The 22,463-nt window shown below is 66.0% G+C and carries 22 protein-coding genes and 4 tRNA genes; 1 reads left to right on the top strand and 25 read right to left on the bottom strand.

Annotated features, from left to right (window positions below; genetic code table 11):
* The 24 genes from ABZV44_RS43720 to ABZV44_RS43835 form a co-directional block, all read right to left on the bottom strand.
* On the bottom strand, positions 1 to 1,992 hold a 1,992-nt coding region (locus tag ABZV44_RS43720; protein ID WP_354850731.1), incomplete at its 3' end, for a DNA-directed RNA polymerase subunit beta.
* Positions 1,993 to 2,526: 534 nt separating this feature from the next.
* Positions 2,527 to 3,279 (bottom strand): hypothetical protein, encoded by a 753-nt coding sequence (locus ABZV44_RS43725; protein ID WP_354850734.1) that lies wholly within the window; start codon positions 3,277 to 3,279, stop codon positions 2,527 to 2,529.
* Positions 3,280 to 3,291: 12 nt separating this feature from the next.
* Positions 3,292 to 4,149: a hypothetical protein gene (locus tag ABZV44_RS43730; RefSeq protein ID WP_354850737.1), complete on the bottom strand. Its 858-nt coding sequence runs from the start codon at positions 4,147 to 4,149 to the stop codon at positions 3,292 to 3,294.
* Positions 4,150 to 4,231: 82 nt separating this feature from the next.
* A complete protein-coding gene (locus tag ABZV44_RS43735; RefSeq protein ID WP_354850740.1) occupies positions 4,232 to 5,476 on the bottom strand; it encodes an MlaD family protein in 1,245 nt (414 codons plus the stop codon).
* Entirely contained in the window at positions 5,473 to 6,714 is a 1,242-nt protein-coding gene (locus ABZV44_RS43740) for an MCE family protein (protein WP_354850742.1), read from the bottom strand. The genes ABZV44_RS43735 and ABZV44_RS43740 overlap by 4 nt, the downstream gene beginning before the upstream one ends.
* Positions 6,711 to 7,988 carry an MCE family protein gene (locus ABZV44_RS43745; protein ID WP_354850745.1) on the bottom strand — a complete coding sequence of 426 codons (1,278 nt, stop codon included), beginning with the start codon at positions 7,986 to 7,988 and terminating at the stop codon, positions 6,711 to 6,713. Before ABZV44_RS43745 ends, ABZV44_RS43740 begins: the two co-directional genes overlap by 4 nt.
* 3 nt (positions 7,989 to 7,991) lie before the next feature.
* The gene (locus ABZV44_RS43750) at positions 7,992 to 8,999 is read right to left on the bottom strand and encodes an MCE family protein (protein WP_354850748.1); all 1,008 of its coding nucleotides are present in this window, start codon (positions 8,997 to 8,999) and stop codon (positions 7,992 to 7,994) included.
* The gene (locus ABZV44_RS43755) at positions 8,999 to 10,075 is read right to left on the bottom strand and encodes an MlaD family protein (protein ID WP_354850823.1); all 1,077 of its coding nucleotides are present in this window, start codon (positions 10,073 to 10,075) and stop codon (positions 8,999 to 9,001) included. The genes ABZV44_RS43750 and ABZV44_RS43755 overlap by 1 nt, the downstream gene beginning before the upstream one ends.
* A gap of 8 nt (positions 10,076 to 10,083) precedes the next feature.
* Positions 10,084 to 11,436, bottom strand: coding sequence for an MCE family protein (locus ABZV44_RS43760; protein WP_354850751.1), 1,353 nt, complete (start codon positions 11,434 to 11,436; stop codon positions 10,084 to 10,086).
* Complete coding sequence (locus tag ABZV44_RS43765; RefSeq protein WP_354850825.1) at positions 11,433 to 12,236, bottom strand: ABC transporter permease; 804 nt, start codon at positions 12,234 to 12,236, stop codon at positions 11,433 to 11,435. The genes ABZV44_RS43760 and ABZV44_RS43765 overlap by 4 nt, the downstream gene beginning before the upstream one ends.
* A 66-nt stretch (positions 12,237 to 12,302) precedes the next feature.
* Positions 12,303 to 13,097: an ABC transporter permease gene (locus ABZV44_RS43770; RefSeq protein WP_354850753.1), complete on the bottom strand. Its 795-nt coding sequence runs from the start codon at positions 13,095 to 13,097 to the stop codon at positions 12,303 to 12,305.
* A gap of 10 nt (positions 13,098 to 13,107) precedes the next feature.
* Positions 13,108 to 14,169 carry an ATP-binding cassette domain-containing protein gene (locus ABZV44_RS43775; RefSeq protein WP_354850755.1) on the bottom strand — a complete coding sequence of 354 codons (1,062 nt, stop codon included), beginning with the start codon at positions 14,167 to 14,169 and terminating at the stop codon, positions 13,108 to 13,110.
* A gap of 272 nt (positions 14,170 to 14,441) precedes the next feature.
* Positions 14,442 to 14,822, bottom strand: a complete 381-nt coding sequence (rplL, locus tag ABZV44_RS43780) for a 50S ribosomal protein L7/L12 (protein WP_354850757.1) — start codon at positions 14,820 to 14,822, stop codon at positions 14,442 to 14,444.
* 64 nt (positions 14,823 to 14,886) lie between these two features.
* Entirely contained in the window at positions 14,887 to 15,441 is a 555-nt protein-coding gene (rplJ, locus tag ABZV44_RS43785) for a 50S ribosomal protein L10 (protein ID WP_354850760.1), read from the bottom strand.
* 418 nt (positions 15,442 to 15,859) lie between these two features.
* On the bottom strand, positions 15,860 to 16,570 hold the full coding sequence (rplA, locus tag ABZV44_RS43790) for a 50S ribosomal protein L1 (RefSeq protein WP_040862030.1): 711 nt from the start codon (positions 16,568 to 16,570) through the stop codon (positions 15,860 to 15,862).
* A gap of 70 nt (positions 16,571 to 16,640) precedes the next feature.
* Entirely contained in the window at positions 16,641 to 17,075 is a 435-nt protein-coding gene (gene rplK / locus ABZV44_RS43795) for a 50S ribosomal protein L11 (protein ID WP_354850762.1), read from the bottom strand.
* A gap of 159 nt (positions 17,076 to 17,234) precedes the next feature.
* On the bottom strand, positions 17,235 to 18,068 hold the full coding sequence (gene nusG, locus ABZV44_RS43800; protein ID WP_354850765.1) for a transcription termination/antitermination protein NusG: 834 nt from the start codon (positions 18,066 to 18,068) through the stop codon (positions 17,235 to 17,237).
* A 135-nt stretch (positions 18,069 to 18,203) separates the two neighbouring features.
* A complete protein-coding gene (gene secE, locus ABZV44_RS43805; protein ID WP_354850767.1) occupies positions 18,204 to 18,593 on the bottom strand; it encodes a preprotein translocase subunit SecE in 390 nt (129 codons plus the stop codon).
* Positions 18,594 to 18,622: 29 nt separating this feature from the next.
* Positions 18,623 to 18,695, bottom strand: a tRNA-Trp gene (locus tag ABZV44_RS43810).
* A gap of 181 nt (positions 18,696 to 18,876) precedes the next feature.
* Positions 18,877 to 19,929, bottom strand: a complete 1,053-nt coding sequence (locus tag ABZV44_RS43815) for a fused (3R)-hydroxyacyl-ACP dehydratase subunits HadA/HadB (RefSeq protein ID WP_354850828.1) — start codon at positions 19,927 to 19,929, stop codon at positions 18,877 to 18,879.
* A 199-nt stretch (positions 19,930 to 20,128) separates the two neighbouring features.
* Entirely contained in the window at positions 20,129 to 20,299 is a 171-nt protein-coding gene (gene rpmG / locus ABZV44_RS43820) for a 50S ribosomal protein L33 (RefSeq protein WP_029925945.1), read from the bottom strand.
* 42 nt (positions 20,300 to 20,341) lie between these two features.
* Positions 20,342 to 20,414: transfer RNA gene (locus ABZV44_RS43825), tRNA-Met, on the bottom strand.
* An 81-nt stretch (positions 20,415 to 20,495) separates the two neighbouring features.
* A tRNA-Thr gene (locus ABZV44_RS43830) sits at positions 20,496 to 20,568 on the bottom strand.
* Positions 20,569 to 20,793: 225 nt separating this feature from the next.
* Positions 20,794 to 20,878 (bottom strand) — tRNA-Tyr (locus tag ABZV44_RS43835).
* A gap of 138 nt (positions 20,879 to 21,016) precedes the next feature.
* On the opposite strand from ABZV44_RS43835, the gene ABZV44_RS43840 reads away from it, so the two are divergent.
* On the top strand, positions 21,017 to 21,508 hold the full coding sequence (locus tag ABZV44_RS43840) for a YajQ family cyclic di-GMP-binding protein (protein ID WP_354850771.1): 492 nt from the start codon (positions 21,017 to 21,019) through the stop codon (positions 21,506 to 21,508).
* Here ABZV44_RS43840 and htpX read toward each other — a convergent pair.
* The gene (gene htpX / locus ABZV44_RS43845) at positions 21,505 to 22,386 is read right to left on the bottom strand and encodes a zinc metalloprotease HtpX (protein ID WP_354850774.1); all 882 of its coding nucleotides are present in this window, start codon (positions 22,384 to 22,386) and stop codon (positions 21,505 to 21,507) included. The genes ABZV44_RS43840 and htpX overlap by 4 nt on opposite strands.
* Between the last annotated feature and the right edge of the window lie 77 nt (positions 22,387 to 22,463).

Raw genomic sequence — 22,463 nt, forward strand, 5'->3', positions numbered from 1 at the left:
CGAACGCTCGAACTTACGCAGCCGGTAGCTGCGGCGAGTGCCATCGTCGTGCATCACGGTGATGAAGTCGGCCGACACCTCTTCCACCACACCGGCCTTCTGGTTCACGACCACGTCACCGGCGTCGACGGCGGCGCGCAGCTCCATGCCGGTGCCGACCAGCGGCGACTCGGAACGGATCAGCGGCACGGCCTGACGCTGCATGTTCGCGCCCATGAGGGCACGGTTGGCGTCGTCGTGCTCGAGGAACGGAATCATGGCGGTCGCGACCGACACCATCTGGCGCGGCGAGACATCCATGAAGGTCACCTCGGTCGGCGCGACGAACTCCATCTCCTCGTTGCCGCGGCGCGCGAGCACCTTGTCCTCGAGGAAGTTGCCGTCGGCGTCGACCGGGGAGTTGGCCTGCGCACGAACGTGGCGGTCCTCCTCGTCGGCGGTCAGGTACTTGACCTCATCGGTGACGCGGCCGTTCACGACCTTGCGGTACGGGGTCTCGATGAAACCGAACGGGTTGACCCGCGCGTACACCGACAGCGAGCCGATCAGGCCGATGTTCGGGCCTTCCGGGGTCTCGATCGGGCACATGCGGCCGTAGTGCGACGGGTGGACGTCACGAACTTCCAGGCCGGCGCGCTCACGGGACAGACCACCCGGGCCCAGCGCCGACAGGCGACGCTTGTGGGTCAGACCCGACAGCGGGTTGTTCTGGTCCATGAACTGCGACAGCTGCGAGGTGCCGAAGAACTCCTTGATCGCCGCCACGACCGGGCGGATGTTGATCAGGGTCTGCGGGGTGATCGCCTCGACGTCCTGGGTGGTCATGCGCTCACGCACGACGCGCTCCATGCGGGACAGACCGACGCGGATCTGGTTCTGGATCAGCTCGCCAACCGTCCGCAGACGACGGTTGCCGAAGTGGTCGATGTCATCGACGTCGACCGGGACCTCGGAGCCGCCGGGGGCGGTCATCAGGCGATCGCCCTGGTGCAGGCGGACCAGGTACTCGATCGTCGCGACGATGTCTTCCTTGGTCAGCGTCGAACCCGTGACCGGCTTGTCCAGGTTCAGGCCGAGCTTCTTGTTGATCTTGTAGCGACCGACGCGAGCCAGGTCGTAGCGCTTCTCCTTGAAGAACAGGTTCTCCAGCAGGGTCTGCGCGGACTCCTTGGTCGGCGGCTCGCCCGGACGCAGCTTGCGGTAGATGTCGAGCAGCGCCTCGTCCTGACCCGGGGTGGAGTCCTTCTCGAGGGTGGACATCATGATCTCCGAGAAGCCGAAGCGCTCGGTGATCTCCTCGGTGGTCATACCCAGCGCCTTGAGCAGCACGGTGACCGGCTGCCGGCGCTTGCGGTCGATGCGGACGCCGACGGTGTCGCGCTTGTCCACGTCGAACTCCAGCCACGCGCCGCGCGACGGGATGACACGCACGGAGTGCAGCGTCTTCTCGGTGGACTTGTCGATCGACTCGTCGAAGTACACACCCGGGGAACGGACCAGCTGCGACACGACGACGCGCTCGGTGCCGTTGATGATGAACGTGCCCTTGTCGGTCATCATCGGGAAGTCACCCATGAAGACCGTCTGAGACTTGATCTCACCGGTGTTGTTGTTGATGAACTCCGCGGTCACGAACAGCGGCGCCGCGTAGGTCATGTCCTTGTCCTTGCACTCCTCGATGGAGGCCTTGACCTCTTCGAAGCGCGGGTCGGAGAAGGACAGCGACATGGAGCCGGAGAAGTCCTCGATCGGAGACAGCTCCTCGAGCACCTCCTCGAGGCCCCCGACGGGATTGGTGACGTCGCCGCGCGCGGTGGCACGCTCACGCCAGTCTGCTGAACCGACCAGCCAGGCGAACGATTCGGTTTGTAGATCGAGAAGTCCGGGAACCTCCAGGGGCTCACGAATCTTCGCGAAAGACACCCGCTTCGGGGCTCCGGGAATACCGGCCTTGGTCTGGGTGGAGACTGCCAAGATGCGTCCTTCCAGCACCTCACGCGCGTCGCGTGGTGGTCCGCGACCGTCGCTTGTCTGCTACGAATTCCGCTGGTACGACCCGAACGAAACCCGAACAGCAAACAACGGAAGTAACACCGGAAGGGTGGAACTTTCGTGATGCGATCGAGGTATGGACAGGAGGCAGCCAGCGCAACGTCCAAAACTACACCCAAACCTACGGGGGTGTCAAAGTACCACCCGTGGCGATCCGTGGGCGGCAACTTCGCCCCGGTGTGTCCGTGTCGATATCCCGGCGATCAGAACGCCGATATCACCACAGCCGAGTGACGGTCTCCACACGGTTTTCCGGCCGGGCCGCAAGTCCGCTGGCTGCGTTCGCAAGGCCCTCGCCGGCGTTCTGTCCCCTGTGACAGCCGCCGCTGTTGTGAATAGCGTGACGGGTCGGACGAAACTCGTCAAGTGGCGGCCCGAGTTGACAAATCGCGAGATCGCCTGTCCCCCTACAAGATCACCTTCCGACGTCGTGCGATGCCGGAAAGACACCGGCATGCGGCGGCGGGGAGGCGCTTACTTGTCGGTGATCTCGGCGGCCAGCCAGTGACCACCGACCTTCTGCATGCGCAGCACGATCGGACCCGAGGCGAGGGGTTCGGGCTTGCCGTCCTTGACCGCGGAGATGTTCAGATTGACCAGGAGCTCGGCGCGGTCGCCGGTGAGAAGGGTCACGCCGATCGGATCGGTTTTGACGTCGGTGTCGGTCCGGGTCTGCTTGATGGTCTCGACCGTGGTGTCGACGTACTTGGCGAAGTCCTTCTGCATCTTGTCGGTGAGCACCGAGTTGACCGAGGCCTTCCACTTGTCGATCTCGGCGGCCTTGTAGCCGTAGAGCGTGGTCAGCGCGTGGTCGCCGGCGGCCTTCACCTCGTCGGTGGCCTTGTTGTCGACGTAGGCCAGATTGCCCGAGTTCGAATCGGGCTTGCTCACCCAGTGATGTACGCCACCGGCGATCGCGAAGGCCAGCAGCAGCGCGGAGAGCGCTGCGCACACCGTGGCGACACCCCAGTTACGCCAAAATCCGCCCTGGCCGGTCGGCTTGGAATACTGTTGCGGGGCACTGTCTTTGGACAGACCCGGACCGCGCGGCGGGGTGGTGCGCGACGCGGTCCGATCCGAACGCTCGGAGGTGGACCGGGCGCTCGTGGTCTTCCGCTCGGCGCTCCCGGCCTGGACGTCGGCGGCGGTGGTGCGCGACGCGGTGCCGCGCTGGGCGGCCGGGCGGCGCGGGGTGACGCGGTTGACGGGTCGTTTCCGGTTGGCCATGGTCACTCCCTCCTAGTTGCCCGGCTTGGGGGTGGGCTGGGTCGAAGTCGGCTGCTGGGGCGCGTCCTGCTGCGGCGCGGCCGAGCCCAGGGGGACCGGCTCGCCGAGGTTCTGCGCCTTCTCGGCCTTCCAGGTGCTGCCGACCTTGACCAGGTCGAGGGTCCACAGCTGACGGAAGGACGCGGGCTGGCCACCGGGCCAGCTGCGGGTGATCTTCAGGACCGCGAAGGCGGAGGCGTGGTCGAGCTCACTGTTGAGCGCGGTGACCGTGATGCCCTCGACGGCGGCCTGGATGCGGGTCTTGGAGTCCTGGGCGGTCTGCTTGAGCTGATCCTGCCCGTTCTCCTGCTGCTGGAGCAGCTCGCCGGTCATCGATGACCGGATGTTCGCCAGCGACCCGTCGATGTCGTCCGGGTTGATGGACATGAGGTTGACGGCGGCCTGGCGGGCGTCGGTCAGGACGGCGTCGCGGGCATCGGCCCGGGAGCTGTCCCTGGCGTCACCGAACCAGATGAATCCGACCACGGCGGCGGCGATCACCGACACCACCAGCAGCGCGGCCGCGCCGACGGTGACGAGCTTCCGCGGGTCCGAGCCGGCGGCGCCGGACGTCGGCGGCAGCTCGGCGACCTGTTCAGCGGGCTCGTCCGGCACGGCGACCGACGTGGTGGGCTCGTCCGGCACGGTGGCCGGCTCCGCGGTGGATTCGGCCGACTCCGGCCCGACGGCCGACTCGGCCGACTCGGTCTCGGATGCGGCCGGCTCCGGCGCGACGTCCGCCGAGGACGCGTCCGGGGTTGTTTCGGGAACCGGCGGGGTTGCCGGCTTCTCGAGGTTCGCCCCCGATTCGCTGTCCTTGTGCTGACTCACGCCGCCACCATACTTTCCTCTCTTCGCGCCCGGGCTGGGACTGTGTGCCATCTCGCTGCCCGGAGCGTGCCGGGCAGCTCGGTCAGTGCTTGGGCGTGACGCCCATGAGCGTGGCCAGCTGGGTGGCCACCGGGTTCAGGTTGAGCTTGTCCGGGTCGTACTTCGGCTTGTCGTCCCAGGGCTGCCCGACGCTGGGGTCGGCCAGCTCCGCGCGACTGGCGCCGCGGACATCGGTCTCGCTGCCCTGCGGCACCGCGCACCCGGCCTGGGTGTTGAGCGGGAAGTCGTCGCGGGTGTCGTCGAAGTTGGGGTTCTGGGCCTTCATCTGGTCCAGAATCCGTTGTGTGCCTTCGTATCCCACCGTGCAGGCGGGCGGGTTGTTGGTCTCCAGCACCAGGCCGAAGTGGGTGGTGCCGTCGCCGGGTGCGGTGGACGAGCCACCCAGCGGCAGCAGCGGCAGCATCTGCAGCACCGGGCCGAGGGCGTAGAACTTCGGCGAGATGGCCAGCAGCAGGGTGCGCAGGTTGGTGAGGTCCGTGGTCAGGGCCGGGCCGCTCTCCTGCAGCAGGCGCTGGATCGCGGAGCCCGCGTCGGTGCCGGTGCCGATGAGGCGGCGGATATCCGGGTCGTTGGACTTCAGCTGCGCGGTGAGCTTGTCCAGGCCGTCGCTGAACTGCAGGATCGCCGGGGACTGCTCGGCCTGGGTGCCCAGCACGGTGCGAGCCGAGCGGATCAGGGCCAGGGTCTGCTGCAGGTTGTCACCGCTGGCGGTGGCGCTGAACTTGTTGAGCGAGTCGATCAGGATCTTGAGGTCGTCGCCCTTGCCGTCGAACGCCTTGCCCAGCTCGGTGATGGTGGTGGACAGCGCCTTCAGGTCGGTGGTGCCGGCGAAGTGGTCCACGCTGGAGAGCAGCTCCTCGACGTGGACGGGCAGCTGCGCGCCGACGATGACCGAGCCGTCCTTCAGGTACGGCCCGCCGTCGCTGGTGGGCTGCAGGTCCACGTACTGCTCACCGATGGCGGAGCGGTCGGCCACCACCGCCTTGGCATTGGCGGGGACCTTGGGCTTGCCGGAGTTCATCTCCAGGGTGATGAGCACGCCGTCGGGGGTGACGTCGAGGTCTCCGACCCGGCCCACGGGGACACCGCGGTAGGTGACCTCCGCGCCCTTGGACAGGTTGCCGGTTTCGGCGGCCTCGACCTTCACCTTGTACAGCCCGAAGCCGAGCATATTGTCCAGCCGCACGTACTTGGCGCCGACGAACACGACGCCGAGCACCGCGATGACCGCGAAGGCGATCAGCTGATTACGCACCAGACGAGTCATCGCGGACCACCCACTCCCAGCTGCTCGAGAATCGATCCCAGCGGATCGGTCGGTCCCGGCTGCCCGATCGGCCGGGCCACGGTGGGCGGCAGCGGCAGCAGCGAGACGGTCGGCCAGCCGCCGCGCGGCCCGTTGCCGTTGTAGTACGGGTTGGTCGGATCCACGTTGACCTGGCGGCCCGCGGGCGGCAGGTACTGCGGATCCTGTTTGCCCACACCGAGATTCGACAGCAGAGTGCCGATCTGCAGGTCCACCGAGAGCCAGGTGTTGACCTGGCCGCCGAACGCGGACTTGATGGCCTCGTCCGGGAACGGGTAGGTCGGGATGAGCGGGAACGCGGTCACCAGGTCACCCGCCGACGCGCCCAGCGCCTGCAGCGTGGGCCGCAGCGAGGACAGGTCGGTGATCAGGTTGTCCTTGGACTTGTTCAGCACGTCGAATCCGGACTGCCCCACCCGATCCAGCTGGCCCAGCAGCTGAATCAGCTGCGGCCGTTGCTCGTTGAGGATCTTGATGCCGCCCGGCAGCTCGTCGAGGATCTTGGAGATCTGGGTGGTCTGCTGCCCCACCCGGCTGGTCAGCGTGTCGAGGCTGTCCAGCGCGCGGGTGATGTTGTCGACCTGGTCGTCGAGGCCCTTGATCAGGGTGTTGGCCTGGCTCAGCAGGTCCCGGACCTTGCCCTCGCGGCCGCCCAGAGTCTTGTTGAGCTCCACCACGATCGGCTGCAGCTGCGCCACGCCGCCGCCATTGAGCAGCAGCGACAGCGCGCCCAGCACCTGCTCCACCTCGGTGGCGGTGCGGGTGTTCTCGACCGGGATCTTGGCGCCGTCCTTCAGCCGCGCGGAATCGGCATCCTTTGCGGGTGCGGACAGTTCGATGTACTTCTCACCCAGCAGGTTGGTCTGCTTGACCTCGGCGTGGGCATTGGCGGGCAGGTTCACGCTGTCGTCGACGAGCACCTGCACGCTGGCTTCCCAGGCGTTGTCGGGGGCGATGCGGATCTTGTCGACCCGGCCCACCGCGACACCGTCCACTTTCACCGACGACTGCGGGACCAGGTCCAGCACGTCGGCGAAGCGGATGTCGAGGTGCAGCGGGTGCTTGCCGATGTTCGGGCCGCCGGGCAGCGGAATGCTGTCCGCGCCGCAGCCGGCCGCCATCAGCGTCACCGCGCCCAGCGAGGTGGCCAGGAGGGCGGTGCGCCGGACCCGGCCGCCGCGAATCCGGTTGGCGCTCATCGCTGCCCACCTTCCTGCTGCGACGGCGGCAGCTGGTCGGACGGATTACCGGGGACGGTGCCGGGGACCGTGTTGTGCTGCTCGTTCTCGCCGCTGAGGATGCCGAAGGGCAACACCAGCGAGGGTGTCTTCACGCCCGCGGTGAGCTGATCGGTGATCACCTTGCAGTTGTTCAGGATCGGCTGCAGCTGACGCGAGATGGCGTCGAACTTGGGGTCGCCGGGACGCAGCTTGCCCAGGTCCAGCATCTTGCAGATGACGCCGAAGGGATCCTGCAGGTCGGTGAAGTTGGGACGCATGTCGAGCGTGCCGGACTCACCGTTGTGCACGTTGATCAGGTTGCTCAGCGCGGTCGGGATGAGCGGCAGCGCCTTGGCCAGATCGTCGCGCTGGTCGGCGAGGGTCTGGGTGAGCTTGGTCAGCGCATCGGCGTTGGACTGCACCAGGTCCCGGTTGTTGTCGATGAACCGGGCCACGTCGCCGAGCGCGACCGACAGCAGGTTCAGCGCCTGGCCGAGGGTCTGACGCTCGTCGGACAGGAACCCGGCCAGCGAGGCCAGCTGGGTGTTGAAGGTCCGCACCTGCGCGTCGTTGTCGGCCAGGGTCTGCACGAAGGTCTGCAGGTTCCTGACCGTGTCGAAAATGTCGGTGCGCGAATCGGAGAGCGCGTGCGCGGCCTTGGACAGCTGGGTGAAGCTGTTGCCCAGCGCGTCGCCGTTGCCGGCGAGGTTCGCCGCGCCGGTGCGCACCAGCTGGTTCAGCGCGCCTTCACCGGTGGCGCCGTCGGGCTTGTTGGCGCCCTCCGGGCCGAGTGCCTTCGACAGTTCGGTGATGCTGTTGTAGAGCCGGTCCACCTCGACCGGGGTCGCGGTGCGATCCTTCGGAATGGTGGCGTTGCGGGCCATCTTCGGTCCGCCCTTGTAGGCGGGCGCGAGCTGGATGTACCGGTCCGACACCACCGAGGGGGTGATCTGGGCGGCCTTGGCGTCGGCGGGGATGTCGTAGCCGCGGTCGACCTTCATGACGACCTTGACCACGTCGCCCTGCGGGTCCACCGAATCCACCCGGCCCACCGGCACGCCCAGGACGCGCACGTCGGAACCCTTGTAGATGCCGATGGACTTGTCGAAGTACGCGGTGATGGTGGTGGTGTTGAGCCGATCGAAGCTCCACCACGCGACGCCCGCGAGCACCACCGCCAGGACGGTCACTCCGGCGATGATCTTGCTCTTGGTGCTGGCGCCACGCAGGGCGGACAGCGGATTGCTCGCCACGAGTTAACCTCCCATCTTTCGGATCGGCTGACGATCACCCGGGATGTCCGGCAGCGCGGGCGGAATCAGGTTCGTGATGACCGCGTCGAACCAGCGGCCGTTGCCCAGCACGTTGGAGTAGAGCCCGTAGAAGGGCGCGGCCAGCGTGAGGGTCTTGGACAGGTCGGCCTGGTGGTCGTTGAGCAGGTCGATGGTCTTGTTGAGGTTGGTCAGTGCCGGGCCGATCTGGGCCTCGTTGTCCTTGACCAGCGCTGTCAGTTCCGCCGCAACGGTTTTCGCGCCGGTGAGCAGCTGGTGGATGGCCTGCTGGCGCACGTTCAGCTCGGCCAGCAGCTCGCCGCCGTTGGAGATGAGCCGCTCGAACTCCTGGTTGCGGTCGGCCAGCACCTTGGTGGTGGTCTTGGTGGCCGCGAACAGCTTCTTGAGCTGATCGTCACGCTTGGCCAGCGTCTCCGAGAGCCGGGCGACGCCGTCGATGGAGCTGCGCAGTTCCGGCGGGGTGGCCGAGAAGGCGTCCGACAGCACGGTGAAGCTCTTCGCCAGCTGCGCGGTGTCGGTCTGCTCGATGTTCTTGGCGGCGTCGCTGAACGCGTCCACCACGTCGTAGGGAGACACGGTGCGCGAGAGCGGGATCCGATCCGAGGGGTTCAGGACCTTGGTGCCCTTGGGATCCAGCGCCAGGTACTTCTGCCCGAGCACGGTCTTGATCTGGATCGAGGCGGTGGACTCGTCCCCGATCCAGGCATCCTGGGTGCGGAAGTCCACCAGCACCTTGTCGCCGTCGAGGCGGACATCGGACACCGCGCCGACCTTGACGCCGGCGATGCGCACCTCGTTGCCCTTCTTCAGGCCCGCGGCCTCGGAGAACTCGGCGGTGTACTTGATGCCGGCCCCGATGATCGGCAGTTTGTCGAGATTGAACGCGGACAGGGTCACCAGCAGCACCAGGATCAGGCCCAGCCCACCCATGAACGCCGGACTGCGCTTGCCCAATACAGCGCGGTCGTCCATCAGCGGCCTCCCTTCCCATGGCAGCGCGGGGCCGGATTCGTGTAGATCGGCTGGTTCACAGTCGGCATGTTCTGCAGTGCGGGCGGGAAGTTCAGCTGCGGCGCGTCCTTGGTGCCCGGTCCGGCGACGATGTCGATGCCGCACAGATAGAACTGGAACCAGGAGCCGTAGGACGCCGCGCGACCGAGCTTCTCCATCTTGATGGGCAGGTTGGTCAGGCCCTCGTCGACCTCGTCCTTGCGGTCGTTGAGAGTGCCGGTGAGCTGGTTCAGACCGGCGATGGCGCCCTGCAGGTTCGGCCGGACCGGGACCAGCAGGTCGGCGGTGGCCGAGGCCAGGTTGCCGAGCGAGGTGACCGCCGAGCCGATGGTGCCGCGATCGGCGTTCAGCCCGGTGACCAGCGCCTCGGTATTGACGATCAGCTGGTCGAGCTGGTCGCCGCGCGAATTGATGCTGTCCAGCACGGCATTCAGGTTCTTGATCAGCTCACCGATGACCGCGTCCTTGTCGGCCACCTTGTTGGTGAGCGAGGCGGTGTTGGCCACCAGGTCCGCGATGGTGCCGGATTCGCCCTGGAAGACCTGGATGATCTCGGACGACAGCTTGTTGACGTCCTCGGGGGTGAGCGTCTGGAACAGCGGCCGGAAGCCGTTGAACAGCTCGGTCAGATTGACCGCCGGCTTGGTGCGCTCCAGCGGGATGGTCGAGCCCTTGTTCATCTTGCGGCCCTGCTGCCCGGTGCCCTGTTCCAGCGCGATGTAGCGCTGGCCCACCAGGTTCCGGTACTTGATGGTCGCGGTGGTGGAGGCGGGCAGCCAATCCCGGTCGGTCAGTTCGAATTCCACATTGGCCAGGCGCTTGTCCACGATGGACACATTGGTCACCTTGCCCACCCGGACACCGGCCACGCGCACCTCGTCGCCCTTGTTCAGGGAGGTCACATCGGTGAACCGGGCATTGAACTTGGTACCGCCGCCACCGTAGTTGGCGATGGTCAGCGCCAGCACACCCGTCAGGAAGACCGTGACGAGAATGAAGGCGATCAGTTTGGTCAGCGTCGGCCCGAGGCCGCGCAGCAGATCCTTCACTTGACGCTCACCTCACTGCCGCGGAAGGCCGGGGCGGCGATCTTGGTCACCCAGGTGGGCACCTGTTCGGGCGAAACTCCGTGTGCCGCACCGTAGATCGCGCCCAGGGCCTGGGCCTCCTGCGGCGAGTAGGCGGTGGTCGGCGCCTGCGGGCCGTACACCTTGTACTGCGGCTCCGGCATGCGGCCGACGTTCTGGTCACCCGGATTACGGCTCGGCGGCTGGTAGGAACCGTCATTGGCGGAGCCGTCGGTGTACTGGCCCGGGTCGGTGCCCGGCGGGTACATCGGAACGCACAGCGGCCCACGCGGGTCGAACCAGCGCGGCTCGTCCTGGTTGGGCACGTAGCGGCCGCGCGGATTCACGATCTGCACGGTCACGCGCGAGCCCGGCAGGTTGGTGCCCTTGCCGAAGATCTGGTCGATGCGCGGCTTCAGCTCCGCGAAACCGGCCAGCGCGCAGCTGTAGCTGGGCGAGTACTTGGCCAGCGCCTCCAGCGCGGGCCGCGAGTCCGCCGCCACGTCGATGATGTTGTCGCGGTTGGCCACCAGGAAGTCTGCGGTGGTCGAGGCGCTCGGGGTCAGCGTCGCCAGCAGGGTATCGACCTGCGAACGCTTCTGCACGATGGTGGCATTGGTGGTGCGCAGGTTGTCCAGCGCGGACACCAGCTCGGGCGCGGCATCGGCGTAGGTGGTCGCCACGTCGGCCAGGCTCTTCAGATCCTGTTGCAGCGTCGGCATTTCACCGTTGACCTGGGTGACGATGTCGTCGAGCCGGTCGATGGTCTTGCCCAGCTCCTCGCCCTGCCCCTGCAGCGCATTGGACAGCGCGCCCAGCGTGGAGGACAGGTACTGCGGCGGAATCGCCTGCAGCAGCGGCAGGATGTGGTCCAGCAGCTGGCTCACCTCGACGGCGTTGCCGCTGGTGTCCTGGTGCAGGGTCACGCCCGCGGTGAGATGGCCCTGCGGGCTCTCCGGCCACACCAGGTCGATGTAGCGCTCACCGAACAGCGTCTTGGGCAGCAGGCGGGCGGTCACATTGGACGGAATCTTGCCGGCCTTGCCCGGGTCGATGGCCAGATCCAGTGTGACGTTCTTGCCGTCGTAGGAACTCGACCGCAGCTCGCCTACGGTGACGCCGCGGACTTTCACATCCGCGTTGCGGGTCAGCGCGTTTCCGACGGTGTCGGTGATCAGGTTGACCCGGACGGTGTCCACGAACTGCTTGTTGTAGATGGCGATGGTGGTCCACAGGAACAGCGCCACCAGCACGAAGAAGAGCACGCCGAGGGTACGGTTGCGCAGTTTCTCGGTGGATCGCCAGAACTGCACACGCTGCGGGTTGGTCATCCGGCCACCCGCACCGTCGTGGTCGTGCCCCAGATCGCCAGGGACAGGAAGAAATCGAGCACGTTGATCAGCACGATGGCGGCGCGCACCGCGCGGCCCACGGCCACACCCACGCCCGCGGGACCACCGCTGGCGTTGTAGCCGTAGTAGCAGTGCACCAGGATGATCACGAACGCGAAGACGAGCACCTTCACGAAGGAATAGAGCACGTCCTCCGGTGGCAGGAACAGACTGAAGTAGTGGTCATAGGAACCACTGGACTGCCCGTTGAAGTAGATGCTGATCATCCGCGAGGCCAGGTAGGTGCCCAGCAGGCCGACCACGTACAGCGGAATCACGGCGAGGAAGCCGGCGATGGCGCGCGTGGTCACCAGGAAGGGCACCGACGGCACCGCCATCACCTCGAGCGCGTCGATCTCCTCGGAGATCCGCATGGCGCCCAGCTGCGCGGTGAAACCACAGCCGACCGTCGCCGACAGTGCCAGTGCCGCGACCAGTGGCGCGAGCTCGCGGGTATTGATGTACCCGGTCAGGAAGCCGGTGAGAACACCGGAACCCAGGGCGTCGAGGGCCTTGAAGCCCTGCAGGCCGACGACCACACCGACCGAGGCCGACATGAACACGATGACGCCGATGGTGCCGCCGATGACCGCGAGGGCGCCCGATCCGAAGGTCACCTCGGCCAGCAGCCGCATGACCTCCTTGCGGAAGTGCACGATCGTCTTCGGGATCGCGCCGATCGCCCGGGAGTAGAACGACATCTGATCGCCGGCCTTGTCGACCAGGTCGACCGGCGCCATGAGCACGGGTCTGACCCGGCGCGCCGACCGGGAGAAGACGGTGGTGCGCTGCGAAACAACCATGGATCACGCGCCCTTTGCGGGGACGACCTGAAGGTAGATCAGGGTGAGGATCAGATTCAGGAAGAACAGAACGAGGAACGTGATCACCACGGATTGGTTCACCGCGTCACCCACTCCTTTCGGTCCCCCCTTCGGATGCAGGCCCTTGTAGGCGGCGATCACACCCGCCACCACGCCGAAGATCAGGGCCTTGATCTCGCCGATGACCAGGTCGGGGATCTGTGCGAGGGCGGAGAAGGACGCGAGGTACGCGCCCGGGGTGCCGCCCTGCAGCCCGACGTTGAAGAAGTAGCCGCCGCAGATGCCGACGACCGAGACCAGGCCGTTGAGCAGGAAGGCCACCAGCATCATGCCCAGCACGCGCGGAACCACGAGGCGCTGGATGGGATCGATGCCGAGTACCTCCATGGCGTCGATCTCCTCGCGAATGGTGCGCGAGCCGAGATCGGCGGCCACGGCCGAGCCGGCGGCGCCGGCGATGATCAGCGCGGTGACGACCGGTGCAGCTTGCTGCACGGTGGCCAGAACACTGGTCGCGCCGGTGAAGTTCTCCGCCCCCAGCTGCTTGATGAGCGAGCCGGTCTGCAGGGCCACCACGGCGCCGAACGGGATTGCCACCAGAGCGGCGGGAAGGATCGAGACACTCGCGATGAACCACGACTGTTCGATGAACTCCCGCCACTGGAAGGGCCGGCGGAACGTCTTCCGGAACACGTCCAGGAAGAGTGCGAATATGTTGCCGGCCTGGGCAAGTCCCGACTCGACCGGGGTGCGCAGTCGCGTCAGGGTGGGATTCACGCCGCGTATGTTACCCGTTAGTCAGGTTCTGTCGAACCGTGGCGTCGTAGCCACCCTGGTATGCGGGCATCACCTGCGTGTCGGTCTCGTCGCCGTTCTGCGACATCGACTCGCGAATGGCTTCCTGGGCGGCCGGCGGCAGCGTGTGCATGATCTGGCGGACCCGCTCGCGACGACGTCCGACGGCACCGCGGACCGGCATGCCCGGCTGCGCCCGCATCTGCGGGATGATGCCCTCGATCTCCTCCGCGCCACCGGCGTGGTGACCCGAGTCGAACATGGCCTGCTCACGGGCCATCTGAGCTTCGTCCTTCTCCTCCGACATACCGATCGGACCCTGCATACGGCCGTTGAGGAACTGCTTGACCACCGGCTCCTCCGAGGTCAGCAGCACCTCACGCGGACCGAACATGACCAGATTGCGGCGGAACAGCATGCCGATGTTGTCCGGCACCGTACGAGCCAGGTTGATGTTGTGCGTCACGATCAGGATCGTCGCGTCGATCTGCGCGTTGATATCGATCAACAACTGCGAAAGATACGTGGTACGAACCGGATCCAGACCCGAGTCCGGCTCGTCGACCAGGATGATCTGCGGGTCCAGCACCAGCGCGCGAGCCAGGCCGGCACGCTTGCGCATACCACCGGAGATCTCACCGGGCAGCTTGCCCTCCGCACCCAGCAGACCGGTCAGCTCGAGCTTCTCCATGACGATCTTCTTGATCTCGGATTCGCTCTTCTTGGTGTGCTCACGCAACGGGAAGGCCGTGTTGTCGAACAGGTTCATCGACCCGAACAGCGCGCCATCCTGGAACAGCACACCGAACAGCTTGCGGATCTCGTAGAGCTCCTTGTTCGAACAGGTCGTGATGTCGGTGCCGTCGATGTAGATCGAGCCCTTCTCCGGGCGCAGCAGACCGATCAACGACTTCAGGAAGACCGACTTACCGGTACCGGACGGGCCGAGCAGAGCGCTGACTTCCCCCGGCGGCAGCGTCAGCGTGACGTCCTGCCAAATACGCTGCGAACCGAACGACTTCGTGATGCCTTCGGTTCTGACCTCGACGCCCACGCCAACCTCCACTTTCTCCGACGAGCGCACTACGTGTGACTACGGGCCACAAAATTCGCGCGGTGTGGCGCATCACAGTAGGTCCGGTCACTGTATCGCATATACACCGTCTCGGACACCGGGACCTGACTGGTCGGTAGCAACATTCGTATCGAATTATCGATTACGCGCCAATCACGACGGCACAATACGCGAAAAGGGCGGTCCCCCAATGGGAACCACCCTTTTCACAATCAAAGCGGCACGAGGCTGTGCCCCGCCACAGGTCCGTCTTACTTGACGGAAACCTTGGCGCCGGCCTCTTCCAGCTTCGCCTTGGCGGCCTCGGCGGCGTCCTTGGCGACCTTCTCCAGGATCGGCTTCGGGGCACCCTCGACCAGGTCCTTGGCTTCCTTCAGGCCCAGGCCGGAGACGATCTCGCGAACGACCTTGATGACCTGGATCTTCTTGTCGCCGGCACCCTCGAGGATGACGTCGAACTCGTCCTGCTCCTCGGCAGCCTCGGCCGGGGCAGCGCCACCGGCGACCGCGGCGACGGCGACCGGAGCAGCGGCGGTGACCTCGAACTTGTCCTCGAACGCCTTCACGAACTCGGACAGCTCCAGCAGGGTCATGCCGGCGAAGGTCTCGAGCAGCTCATCAACGTTGGCCATTGATATTTCCTTTCGGTAGTTCCGTCACCGCGCGAACGGCGACGAAGAGGTTTGGGGTAGTGACTTATTCGGCGTCTGCGGCCGGAGCTTCGGCGGCGCCACCCTCGGCGCGCTTCTTCTCCTCCAGGGCCGCGGCCAGGCGGGCGATCTGCGAGGCCGGGGCGGCGAACAGCCCGGCAGCCTTCGACAGGTTGCCCTTCATCGCGCCGGCCAGCTTGGCCAGCAGCACCTCGCGCGACTCCAGGTCGGCAATGCGCTCGACCTCGGACACGGACAGCGCGGCGCCGTCCATGTAGCCGCCCTTGATGATGAGCGCCTTGTTGTCCTTGGCGAACGCCTTCAGCGCCTTCGCGGCGTCGACCGGCTCACCCGTAATGAAGGTGATGGCGGTCGGACCGACGAACAAGTCATCCAGGCCTTCCACGCCCGCCTCGGCGGCAGCGCGCTTGACCAGGGTGTTCTTGGCGACGGAGTAGGTAGCGTTCGCGCCGAGGGCACGACGCAGCTCAGTGATCTTGCCGACGGACAGGCCACGGTATTCCGTGACGACAGTCGCGGTGGACGACTTGAACTGCTCGGTGATCTCCGCAACCGCGGTGACCTTCTCAGCCTTTGCCATACTTCGCCTCCTCTCTGGATGGTCGGATCTCGTATGAACTACCGAGTTCCGCCACAGGGGCCGGCGACAAAGCAAACGCCCCGGACGCAAGGTGGTCCCGGGGCGCACAAGAAACAGTCGCGATTTCTCGCGGGTTTCCCGACCTCGGCTCTCCCTGCGTGGGCCGCCGGCAATATCGCCGGACCTTCAGCCACCTGACGGCAGCAACCAACGGTCTTCGGTAGAACGATTTGGGGGTGATCACCGAACAGGCCGGTGACCGTCGTCCAATATAGCGGACCAGTATCGATACGCCAAAACAGGGGTGACACCCCCGCCCGTCCGCTGTTGTTCTGCTTCGCAAAAGCGAAGGGCCGGTACGAGATTCGTACCGGCCCTTCGGGCTTCATGCGTTGCTACGCGTTACCGCGTCGAGGAATCAGTCTTCCTCGGCGAAGTTGCGGGTGCGGTTCGGATCCACCGGGATGCCCGGTCCGGTGTTGGTCGAGAACGTCACCTTCTTGACGTAGCGGCCCTTCGCGGTGGAGGGCTTGACACGCAGGATCTCGTCGAGCGCGGCGCCGTAGTTCTCGGCCAGCTTCTTCTCGTCGAAGGAAGCCTTGCCGATCACGAAGTGCAGGTTGGCCTGCTTGTCGACGCGGAAGTTGATCTTGCCGCCCTTGATGTCGTTGACGGCCTTGGTCACGTCGGGGGTGACGGTGCCGGTCTTCGGGTTCGGCATCAGGCCACGCGGGCCCAGCACGCGAGCGATACGACCGACCTTGGCCATCTGGTCCGGGGTGGCGATCGCGGCGTCGAAGTCCAGCCAGCCGCCCTGGATGCGCTCGATCAGGTCCTCGGCGCCCACGGCGTCCGCACCGGCGGCCTCGGCCTCGGCGGCCTTGTCGCCGACCGCGAACACGATGACGCGGGCGGTCTTACCGGTGCCGTGCGGCAGGTTGACGGTGCCACGGACCATCTGGTCGGCCTTGCGGGGGTCGACGCCCAGACGGACGGCGACCTCGACGGTCGCGTCGGTCTTGGTGGTCGCGGTCTCCTTCGCCAGGCGCGCGGCGGCCAGCGGAGCGTAGAGCGCGGCGCGGTCGACCTTGGCGGCCGCCTCGAGATAAGCCTTGCTTCGTTTTGCCATGATTCTCTGTCCTTGTCTAAGTCAGAAGTGGTGCGGGACAGGCGGTCCCTTCCACAAGAGCTCGAAAGCCCTACTCCGCGATGGTGATACCCATCGAGCGGGCGGTACCAGCGATGATCTTCGCCGCGGCGTCGATGTCGTTGGCGTTCAGGTCTTCCTGCTTGGTCTTGGCGATCTCACGGACCTGGTCCATGGTGATCTGCGCGACCTTGTTGCGGTGCGGCTCGGCGGAGCCCTTCTGGATCCCGGCGGCCTTCAGCAGCAGACGCGCGGCGGGCGGCGTCTTCAGCTTGAAGTCGAACGAGCGGTCTTCGTAGACCGTGATCTCGACCGGGATGACGTTGCCACGCTGCGACTCGGTCGCCGCGTTGTACGCCTTGCAGAACTCCATGATGTTGACGCCGTGCTGACCCAGCGCCGGACCGACCGGCGGAGCCGGGTTGGCGGCACCGGCCTGGATCTGGAGCTTGATGAGCCCAGCGACCTTCTTCTTCTTCGGGGGCATCTTTCTTCCTTGGGTTAGGTTCCTTACGGATTCCCGTAAGCCTTCTCCGGACCGTGCCCCGGACAGGATCGCCCGAGGCACAACCCGTCAAGTCTATGCGAACGCGAAAAAGGCGGTGACACCGGCCCGGAAGCGGACCGGGCCACCGCCCTGACGCACTTAAATCTTGGCGACCTGCGTGAAGGCCAGCTCGACCGGAGTTTCGCGGCCGAAGATCGAGACCAGCACCTTGAGCTTCTGCTGCTCGGCATTGACCTCGGAGATGCTGGCCGGGAGGGTGGCGAAGGGGCCGTCCATGACGGTCACCGACTCGCCGACCTCGAAGTCGACCTCGATGACCGGCTTCACGATCGGGGTCTCGCCGGGGGCCGCGGCGGCGGCGGCGGCGGCGGCCGGGGCGGCCTTCTTCTGCTGCGCGGCCGGGACCAGGAACTTCACCACTTCGGGAATGGTGAGCGGCGAGGGCCGCGAGGTGGCGCCGACGAAACCGGTGACACCGGGGGTGTTGCGCACCGCGCCCCAGGACTCGTCGTTCAGCTCCATGCGGACCAGGATGTAGCCCGGCAGCACCTTGCGGTTGACGTTCTTCTTCTGGCCGTTCTTGATCTCGGTGACCTCTTCGGTCGGCACCTCGACCTGGAAGATGTAGTCCTCGAGACCGAGGTTCTGCACGCGGGTCTCGAGATTGGTCTTCACCTTGTTCTCGTAGCCGGCGTAGGAGTGGACGACGTACCAGTCACCGGGCGCGCGCCGCAGCGCGGCGGTCATCTCGGCGACCGGGTCGGCCGGCTCATCGGAGAGCTCGGCGGCGGGGCGGGCGGGCTCGTCCTCCTCGGCGTCGGCGGCGAACTCGCCGGCCTCCGCGTCGGCGGCAAAGGTCTCGGCCTCGTCGGCGAAGCCCTCAGCGTCGTCTTCGACGTCCGCGGTGGTCTCTTCGATCACCGCGTCATCCACCGGGAATTCCTCGGTTGTGCCGTTCTCCGGGGTGCTCACTGGGGCACTCGCTTCCTTAGTCGTCACGTAATCCTCTGCGCGCCGGGACAAAACGCCCGGCGGATGGTCCCGCTCCCCGCCTCTGCCCGGGGGCCGGTCACCGGCCGCGACGGTCAGACGCGGTCATCGTGCCGCCTAGCCGAAGAGCCAGTTGACACCCTTGATGAACGCCAGATCCAACCCGCTGATGAACGCGACGATGAAAATCACGAACACCAGGACAACGCTCGTATAGGTGACCATCTGCTTGCGGTTGGGCCAGATGACCTTGCGAAGTTCCGCGATGACTTCCTTGAGGAACTTCACCAGGCGCTTGAACGGATTGCCCGTTCCGCCTCGCCCGGCCTTCTTGTCCTTGCCGGACTGCTTGGTGGTTGCCTTGGCCGAGGCCGACGGTCGATCGATCGTCGCGACGGCGCTGGACGACGCGGCGCGCGTGCGCCGGGCGGACCGCTTGCCGCTCGGCCGAGCCACCGCGGCGGTGTCATCGCCATCTTCGTGGCGAGTGTCCCGCTCGTCGCTCACGTCGATCCTCTCTACGTCGGCATCCAGGGCAGGGGCGACAGGACTTGAACCTGCAACCTGCGGTTTTGGAGACCGCTGCTCTGCCAGTTGAGCTACGCCCCTTCGGCTGGACGGGGTAACGAGTCCAGCCACTGTTCTATTCAGTTGTACACGGGTTTTCACACAACACGCGCGCCGCTCCTCGGAGCAGCGCGCATCGGCTGGTGACCCCAGATTCCCGAGTGTACGTTACCCCGCGTGGCGATCGCCAATCGGGGTGTCGCAGCGTACCTCGGGTCGAAGGTCAGGAGAGCTGCACCGTTGCGGTGGCGCGGCCGAAGATCTTGCGCCCCTCGGACTTCGCCACGATGGCGACGACGGCGGTGCGGGTCTCCGGGTCCACGGACTTGACCTTGCCGGTGTACTCGATTTCCGCGGGACGGTCGACCGGAACGTAGACGGGGCTGGTGAAGCGGACGTTGTACTCCTTGACCGCGCCCGGGTCGCCGAGCCAGGAGGTGACGAAACCGCCACCCAGGCCCATGGTCAGCATGCCGTGCGCCACAACGTTTTCCAGGCCGACCAGCTTCACGACATCGTCGCTCCAGTGGATCGGGTTGGCGTCGCCGGACACGCCGGCGTAGTTCACCAGATCACCGCGGGTGAGATGAACCACGCGCGGGGGCAGTTCGGCGCCGGCGATCACATCCTCGAAGCGGCGGACGTGCTTGCTCGCGACGATCGTGCCGGTGGCCGCGATCTCGACCGGCGCCGGGGGCGTCGGCACGTCGGCGCTGCGCGGGTGGTGCTCCGGACGCTCCTCCGGGCCGACGCCGTGCATGAGCACGTTGCGCACGGCCTCACCCATGTTGGGATCGATGTCACCGCCACTGCGGCCGATGAGGGTGGTGTAGGTGGTGAGGACCAGCTCGTCGTTCTGGTCGAGCACGTCGTTGCGGGTGACGATGATGTCGCCACCGAAGGCCTGCCGGAAGGAGTGCAGGTAGACGATGCAGGACAGCTGGTCGCCGGCCCGGATGGGCCGGTGGAACTCCAGGATCTGATCGGTCTGCATGATCTGGCTCAGGTCGTAGCCGGTGACGATCTGCTCGAAGAGCCTGCGCTGGGCCAGGATTCCGACCAGGGAGATGAAGGTGAGGGGGGCGACCAGCCCGTTGTGACCGTAGCTCTGGGCGATGTCCTCGTCCCAGTGGACCGGGTGATAGTCCTGCACCGCGCGGGCGTACTCGCGCACCTTCTCGCGGCCGACCTCGTAGTAGTCGTCGACGCGGTAGTGGTGGCCGACCATGGCGGCGGCGTGTGCGGCGGGGTCGAAGACCTCGCTGGAATCGACCATGTCGGCCTCGGTGTCAATGTCGATGTTGATCGTCACGGCAGGAAGTCCCTATCTGATCCCCGGAACGGGATCGGGCGAGAGCGCTGAACCACCGCTATATACGCCAAATGCCGGACCGGCGCCACTATCTCTTTCTAAGAGACGGAGTGACTTGCCGATCCGGCACTGTCATCCACGCGGTAGATCGCGCGGGTTTAAGTTAGCGAGACTCGCGGTGCGCCCGGTGGGTACCGCAGTTCGGGCAGAATTTCTTCAGCTCGAGGCGGTCCGGGTCATTGCGCCGGTTCTTCTTGGTGATGTAGTTGCGGTGCTTGCACTGCTCGCAGGCCAAGGTGATCTTTGGCCGGATATCAGTGGACTTCGCGGCCACGATTGCCTTCTTTCCGGTCAGCCTGATTGGGATATCAGTATGTAGCGATGGCCGGACTTGAACCGGCGACACAACGATTATGAGTCGTTTGCTCTACCGACTGAGCTACACCGCCATCTGTTGTCGGTACTTGACGGCGGGAAGGCCCCGGGCCCTGCAACGAGAAGCCGAGTCGGTCACCACCGGCAATCCGGCGAGCCCCCTAACGGAATCGAACCGTTGACCTTTTCCTTACCATGGAAACGCTCTGCCGACTGAGCTAAGGGGGCGTGTCTGTCTTGCTCCGGTCTCGGCCGGGGCGCTGACGACTTGAACGAGATTACACACATCCTCGCCGACTATCCAAACCGGCTGGTCAGCGCGGGTTTCGCGGCTACTCGACCGGGGTAACCGAGACGTCGGTGCCCGCGCCGGCCGGAGCAGGGCTCGGGACGACCGGCCGGCCTGGCCCGAAATACCAAGAGCCCCGTGGACACTGGGTCCACGGGGCTCTCTGGTGGCGGATGAAGGATTTGAACCTCCGAAGCATTACGCGGCTGATTTACAGTCAGCTCCCTTTGGCCGCTCGGGCAATCCGCCGGGGTACGCCTTGCAGCGCTCCAGCAGAATACAACGAACACACGCCCGGAATGCAAACCGGCTGGATACAGCCGTGCCGAAGGGGCTAGCGTCGGCGTGGAACATCCCGAATATCCGAGTCTCGGACAGGAGAAGAGTGTGGCGGATTCGTCGTTCGATGTCGTCAGCAAGATCGATCGCCAGGAGGTGGACAACGCCCTGAACCAGGCCGCCAAGGAGCTGAGCCAGCGCTACGACTTCCGGGGCACCGGGGCGAGCATCGAATGGTCGGGCGAGGAGAAGATCATCCTCAGCGCCGAGTCCGAGGATCGCGTCAAGGCCGCCCTGGATGTGTTCAAGGAGAAGCTGATTCGCCGCGACATCTCGCTCAAGGCGTTCGACGCGGGTGATCCGCAGGCCTCCGGCAAGGTGTACAAGATCACAGGAACCCTGGTGCAGGGCATCACCACGGAGAATGCGAAGAAGATCGCCAAGAAGATCCGTGACGAAGGTCCCAAGGGCGTCAAGGCGCAGATCCAGGGCGAGGAGCTGCGGGTCAGCAGCAAGAGCCGCGACGACCTGCAGGCGGTCATCTCGCTGCTGAAGGGCGGCGACTTCGATATCGCCCTGCAGTTCGTGAACTACCGCTAGTAATCGCGGTTTCCACCAGCCATCTCCTCGAGGCGGGCGATACGGTCCGCCATCGGGGGGTGGGTGGAGAACCAGCGGGCCATCCGGTCGCCGTTGCGGAACGGGTTGGCGATCATCAGGTGCGACTGCGCGGTCAGCTGCGGCTCGGGGGGCAGCGGGGCCGCCTGGGTGCCGCGTTCCAGCTTGCGCAGGGCCGATGCGAGGGCCAGGGGGTCGCCGGTGAGTTCGGCGCCGTCCTGGTCGGCCTGATACTCCCGGGAGCGGGAGACGGCCAGTTTGATGAGCGAGGCCGCGATCGGGCCCAGCAGCGAAACCAGCAGGATGCCAATGATATTCGGGCCCTCGCCGTCCCGGCTGCCGCCGAAGGCGCCGGCGAAGAAGGCCAGGTTCGCCAGGCCGGAGATGACCGAGGCGAGCGCGCCGGCCACCGAGGAGATCAGGATGTCGCGGTTGTAGACGTGCGAGAGTTCGTGGCCCAGCACCGCGCGCAGTTCCCGCTCGTCGAGGATCTGCAGGATGCCGGTGGTGCAGCAGACCGCGGCATTGCGCGGATTGCGGCCGGTGGCAAAGGCATTCGGCGCATTGGTGGGGCTGATGTAGAGGCGCGGCATGGGTTGCCGTGCGGCCGTGGCCAACTCGCGCACGATGCGGTACATGGCCGGGGCTTCCAGCTCCGTCACCGGCTGCGCGTGCATGGCCCGCAACGCCAGCTTGTCGCTGTTGAAGTAGGCGTAGGCGTTCATGCCCACGGCCAGCACGATCGACAGGATCAGGATCGTGGGACTGCGGAACATCGCTCCCGCGAACACGATCAGCGCCGACATCCCTACCAGCAGCCCGAACGTCTTCAACCCGTTCGCGTACCCGTGCCCATGCATGCTTACCCGCCTCTCCGCGATTTTTGCCGGCAGTTGGGTGCCTTACACCAGGTCAACGAACTCGAGCCGGGTTGAAG

The organism is Nocardia sp. NPDC004860 (assembly GCF_040609015.1).
Taxonomy (GTDB): domain Bacteria; phylum Actinomycetota; class Actinomycetes; order Mycobacteriales; family Mycobacteriaceae; genus Nocardia.

What these genes read in the sequence shown, in the direction of transcription:
- ABZV44_RS43725 (WP_354850734.1), bottom strand. Translation starts at nt 3,279, where the DNA reads ATGGCCAACCGGAAACGACCCGTCAACCGCGTCACCCCGCGCCGCCCG.
- ABZV44_RS43735 (WP_354850740.1), bottom strand. Translation starts at nt 5,476, where the DNA reads ATGACTCGTCTGGTGCGTAATCAGCTGATCGCCTTCGCGGTCATCGCG.
- ABZV44_RS43740 (WP_354850742.1), bottom strand. Translation starts at nt 6,714, where the DNA reads ATGAGCGCCAACCGGATTCGCGGCGGCCGGGTCCGGCGCACCGCCCTC.
- ABZV44_RS43750 (WP_354850748.1), bottom strand. Translation starts at nt 8,999, where the DNA reads ATGGACGACCGCGCTGTATTGGGCAAGCGCAGTCCGGCGTTCATGGGT.
- ABZV44_RS43760 (WP_354850751.1), bottom strand. Translation starts at nt 11,436, where the DNA reads ATGACCAACCCGCAGCGTGTGCAGTTCTGGCGATCCACCGAGAAACTG.
- ABZV44_RS43765 (WP_354850825.1), bottom strand. Translation starts at nt 12,236, where the DNA reads ATGGCGCCGGTCGACCTGGTCGACAAGGCCGGCGATCAGATGTCGTTC.
- rplL (WP_354850757.1), bottom strand. Translation starts at nt 14,822, where the DNA reads ATGGCCAACGTTGATGAGCTGCTCGAGACCTTCGCCGGCATGACCCTG.
- rplJ (WP_354850760.1), bottom strand. Translation starts at nt 15,441, where the DNA reads ATGGCAAAGGCTGAGAAGGTCACCGCGGTTGCGGAGATCACCGAGCAG.
- rplA (WP_040862030.1), bottom strand. Translation starts at nt 16,570, where the DNA reads ATGGCAAAACGAAGCAAGGCTTATCTCGAGGCGGCCGCCAAGGTCGAC.
- rplK (WP_354850762.1), bottom strand. Translation starts at nt 17,075, where the DNA reads ATGCCCCCGAAGAAGAAGAAGGTCGCTGGGCTCATCAAGCTCCAGATC.
- ABZV44_RS43815 (WP_354850828.1), bottom strand. Translation starts at nt 19,929, where the DNA reads ATGGTCGATTCCAGCGAGGTCTTCGACCCCGCCGCACACGCCGCCGCC.
- htpX (WP_354850774.1), bottom strand. Translation starts at nt 22,386, where the DNA reads ATGCATGGGCACGGGTACGCGAACGGGTTGAAGACGTTCGGGCTGCTG.